This window comes from Phytoactinopolyspora endophytica (assembly GCF_004138495.1).
GTDB lineage: Bacteria > Actinomycetota > Actinomycetes > Jiangellales > Jiangellaceae > Phytoactinopolyspora > Phytoactinopolyspora endophytica.
This window is the reverse complement of the sequence record NZ_ML142850.1, coordinates 410,576-414,150: the sequence shown is the minus strand read 5'-3', so window position 1 is coordinate 414,150 and position 3,575 is coordinate 410,576. Positions and strand designations below refer to the sequence as shown.

Below are 3,575 nucleotides of genomic sequence, written 5' to 3'. Positions count from 1 at the left end.
GTCGCCCATCATCCCGCGAGCGAGCAGAGAATCGGCTGGGAGAGGGGTGATCCAGTCACAGACCTGGAAGCTGGAGATCCGGCCGGCGGCGCGTGCGATCTGCCGCTCGATGTCCGGATCCCACCAGACGTGGAACGTGTCGACGACGACGCCGACCGCCTCGGCCGGGTGCTGCTCGGCGATGTCCAGCGCCTGGCCCAGCGTGGAGAGGACGCCACGGTCGGCGCAGTAGATCGGATGCATCGGCTCCAGCGCGAGCTGGACGCCGCGTTCCAGTGCGTACGGCACCAGCTCGGCGATCCCGTCCGCGACCCGCTGCCGGGCTCCGGGCAGGTCACGGTCGCGCTCAGCCGGCGCCTGCTCCAACCCGCCTGTACCTGCCTCACTGGTGCTCGCCCCGCTGGATGCTGTTCCCGGCAGCACGGGCGTTCCCGCGCCGCCGGGCTCGGGGAGTCCGCCGACCACCATTACCAAGTGCCGGGTGCCGAGCTCGGCCGCCTCGTCGATGGCGCGGCGGTTGTCGTCCATCGCCCGGCGGCGTTGCTCGCCCTCATGCACGGTGATGAACCCGCCCCGGCACAGCGACGAGACACGCAGGCCCGCGTCCTTGACGAGCGTGGCGGTCTTGGCGAGACCCGCCTCGTGCACCGGCTCGCGCCAGAGACCGATCGACTCCAGCCCGGCACGGACGCATCCGTCGACAGCCTGCTCCACCGTCCACGAGTTGGTGGTCTTCTGGTTCAACGACAGACGATTCATCAGGCTCCCGTCAGGTATGAGTCACACACCGTGCCGACCCGGCACTGCAGCAAGCTTCCACGGTGTGGCCGGCGGTCTGCAGCAAGCTTCCATATGGTTGCTATGGCGACAGCAAGCTTCCACGGTGCGTCGTCTTATTGATTCAGAGGGTGAGCTCGGGCAGCGCAATCCGCTTGCCCTCCGCCGACGACTCGAGGCCGGCTTCGGCGAGGCGAACACCACGGGCGCCGGCGAGGAAGTCGTACGGGTGTGGCCCGTCCTCGACGACGTGCCGGATGAACTCCTCCCACTGCGCCTTGAAGCCGTTGTCGACGTCGGTGTTCGCCGGGACATCCTGCCACTGGTCACGGAACGGCTCGGTCTCCACCAGGTCCGGGTTCCACACGGGTCGTGGCGTGGCGCCGCGATGCTGCGCCACACAGTTGTGCAGTCCGGCGACGGCGCTGCCCTCGGTCCCGTCGACCTGGAACTCGACCAACTCGTCGCGGTGGACGCGGACACACCACGACGAGTTGAGCTGTGCGACGATCCCGCCGTCGAGCTCGAAGATGCCGTAGGCGGCATCGTCGGCGGTGGCATCGTAGGGCTTACCCTGCTCGTCCCACCGCTGCGGAATGTGCGTGACCGCACGCGCCGTGACCGCCTCGACGCGGCCGAACAGGTTGGTCAGGACGTAGTCCCAGTGACAGAACATGTCGCTGACGATGCCGCCGCCGTCTTCCTTGCGGTAGTTCCAGCTGGGACGTTGCGCGGACTGCCAGTCGCCTTCGAACACCCAGTACCCGAACTCGCCGCGGACGGAGAGGATGCGGCCGAAGAAGCCGCTGTCGATGAGGCGGCGGAGCTTCACCAGGCCGGGCAGGTAGAGCTTGTCGTGCACGACACCGTTCTTCACCCCGGCCTGGTTCGCGCGCCGCGCCAGGTTGAGGGCGGCCTCGACGCTCTCGGCGATGGGCTTCTCGGTGTAGATGTGCTTTCCGGCCTCGATCGCCTTGACGATCGAGGTTTCGCGGACCGACGTGAGCTGAGCGTCGAAGTAGATCTGCATGTCCGGGTCGGACAGCGCGGCGTCGACGTCCGTGGTCCACCGGTCAAGCCCGTGCTGCTCGGCAATGTCGCGGAGCTTCGCTTCGCTCCGGCCGACCAGCAGCGGCTCGACCTGGATCCGCGTGCCGTCGGCCAGCTCGACTCCGCCCTGCGCACGGATGGCGAGGATGGACCGGACGAGATGCTGCCGGTACCCCATCCGGCCGGTGACGCCGTTCATGATGACGCCGATGGACCTGCGTGTCATTGAACCCTCCTGGGAAAACGCTTACCGACAGCGTACACTATGGTACCGGAGCCGCGACAGGCCTGCCTGAGCAGCGGGTCTGGCCGGTCTCCTCATAGGTCGTCCAGAAAGGGCTCAGTTCCATGATCATGAACACTAAGCGTGCTATGTGCACGGTTTATGTTCATGATCATGGGGAGCGGCGGCTTATGGGTGACAGACGAACGTCGAGTCATGCACGAGCCACGGGCCGCCACGGATCGGTCGCCGCGGCATCGGGCGCTCACGGCGACGCCGGTCCTCGCGTCCGTCGTTGCTTGCGGCAACACCGGTCCCTCGGGTCCGTCGTTCGTGCATCGACCAACGAGGCCGGGAGAGTGCCAACGTGATTGTGAATGATGCGCTGACGCCAGCTGCTTTGCTGGGGAAGATCGACAGGCTCTGGGAGGCGTCCGCAGCGAAGATCGATTCGATCGAGCAGACCTGTCCGCCGGACAAAGGCGCGCCGGTGTACACGGTCGAAGGCCGCTACACGTCTCGCGGCTGGACCGAGTGGACCCAGGGCTTCCAGTACGGCGCCGCGGTCCTGCAGTTCGACGCCACGGGTGACGAAGCCTATCTCGACCTGGGCCGGAGCCGGACCACGCAGCACATGGCCAGCCACATCAGCCATATCGGCGTGCATGACCACGGGTTCAACAACGTCAGCACCTACGGCAACCTCTGGCGCCTGATGGGTGAGGGCAAGATCTCCGAGGACGCGGGCGAGCGTTCCTTCTACGAGCTGGCCCTGCAGGTCAGCGGCGCGGTGCAGGCGTCGCGATGGCAGCGGACCGCCGACGGTACCGGCTACGTGTACTCGTTCAACGGCCCGCATTCGCTCTTCGTCGACACGATCCGCTCGTGCCGCGCGCTCGCCGTCGCGCACAAGCTGGGGCACACGCTGATGGCGGAGCACGACGAGAAGATCTCGCTGCTCGGCAGGCTGATCGAGCACGCGGCGAACACCGCGAAATACAACGTCTACTACGGCGAGGGCCGCGACTCCTACGACATTTGGGGCCGTACGGTCCACGAGTCGATCTTCAACACCAACGACGGGCAGTACCGCTGCCCGAGCACGCAGCAGGGATACTCGCCGTTCTCGACCTGGACCCGCGGCCTGTCCTGGGCCGTTGCGGGCTACCCGGAGCAGCTGGAGTTCGTGGCCACAGTGCCTGATGCTGACCTGGAGCCGTACGGCGGCCGGGCCGCCGTCGAACAGATGATGCTGAAGGCGGCTACCGCGACGGCAGACTTCTACCTGGAGAACACCCCGACGGACGGCGTCCCGTACTGGGACACCGGGGCACCCGGCCTGGTGCAGCTCGGCGACGACTACCTCTCGCGTCCCTCCGACCCCTACAACGACCACGAGCCGGTGGACTCGTCGGCAGCGGCGATCACGGCGCAGGGCCTGCTGCGCCTCGGCCGGTACCTGGGCACGGATACCGAAGCCGGCCGGCGGTACTGGCAGGCGGGCCTCACCGTCTGCGACACGATC

General features: G+C 67.2%; 3 protein-coding genes. 1 reads left to right on the top strand and 2 read right to left on the bottom strand.

Translation table 11 applies throughout. The annotated features are described in order from the left end of the window. A partial coding sequence (locus ELR45_RS05225) for a sugar phosphate isomerase/epimerase family protein (protein WP_420813811.1) occupies positions 1-759 on the bottom strand: 759 nt, incomplete at its 3' end. A 142-nt stretch (positions 760-901) separates the two neighbouring features. After that, positions 902-2,053: a Gfo/Idh/MocA family protein gene (locus tag ELR45_RS05220; RefSeq protein ID WP_129663992.1), complete on the bottom strand. Its 1,152-nt coding sequence runs from the start codon at positions 2,051-2,053 to the stop codon at positions 902-904. A gap of 364 nt (positions 2,054-2,417) precedes the next feature. On the opposite strand from ELR45_RS05220, the gene ELR45_RS05215 reads away from it, so the two are divergent. After that, positions 2,418-3,575: glycoside hydrolase family 88 protein (locus ELR45_RS05215; protein ID WP_205856033.1), on the top strand; the 1,158-nt coding region annotated here is incomplete at its 3' end.